Consider the following 725-nt stretch of genomic DNA (forward strand, 5'->3'; position numbering starts at 1 on the left):
CTGGATGAAGAAACAACCGAAATTGGCTCGCTACTGAATGTCATCCGAGGAATTGCAGAGCAAACCAATCTGCTTGCGTTAAACGCAGCCATCGAAGCGGCTCGAGCAGGCGAACAAGGCCGCGGCTTTGCAGTTGTCGCAGACGAAGTCCGTTCTCTTGCAATGCGCACCCAACAAGCGACGGAACAAATCAATAACATGATTGAAAGTCTGCAAAAAGGCAGTAGTACGGCTGTAACCGCGATTCAAGCAAGTCAGGGCTTAGTGAAAACTTGCGTTGATAACACGCATAACAGCTTGGAGTTAATTGAGCAGGTCGAACAGGCGATAAACCAAATAAACGAGATGAACCAATTCATTTCAACCTCCGCAAATGAGCAAAGCACCGTTACCGCCGAAATCAGCCAAAATCTCAGTGAAATCGTGCACTCTGCGTCCGACATGAACACACAGATTGGTAGCAGCAAGCAAATGATTGGCGATCTCGACCACAACGCGAAACAGTTGGAATCAATCAAATCTCGCTTCAAGACATAGCTACAGCCCGTTCATTTGCCGACGAGCACCATACCCTGGTGCTCGTTGATCTATGACGCTCTCCCCCTCCCCTGTCAAATGCTCTCTATATCCACGCTCAGCCGACAAAGTGTGGCGCCTTCGGCCTAGACACTAGAAGCAAAAGACCAGCGCTATGCCCTCTACAGCAACGAGTTTTTAAGACTATA

Annotated in this window: 1 protein-coding gene; it reads left to right on the forward strand. The window is 48.8% G+C overall.

Going from position 1 to position 725, the window contains the following annotated elements; all coding sequences use genetic code 11:
- Window positions 1-537 (forward strand): methyl-accepting chemotaxis protein (locus tag A3750_RS18430; protein WP_231871877.1); only part of this gene is annotated, 537 nt, incomplete at its 5' end.
- Window positions 538-725: the final 188 nt, after the last annotated feature.

The organism is Oleiphilus sp. HI0079 (genome assembly GCF_001635105.1).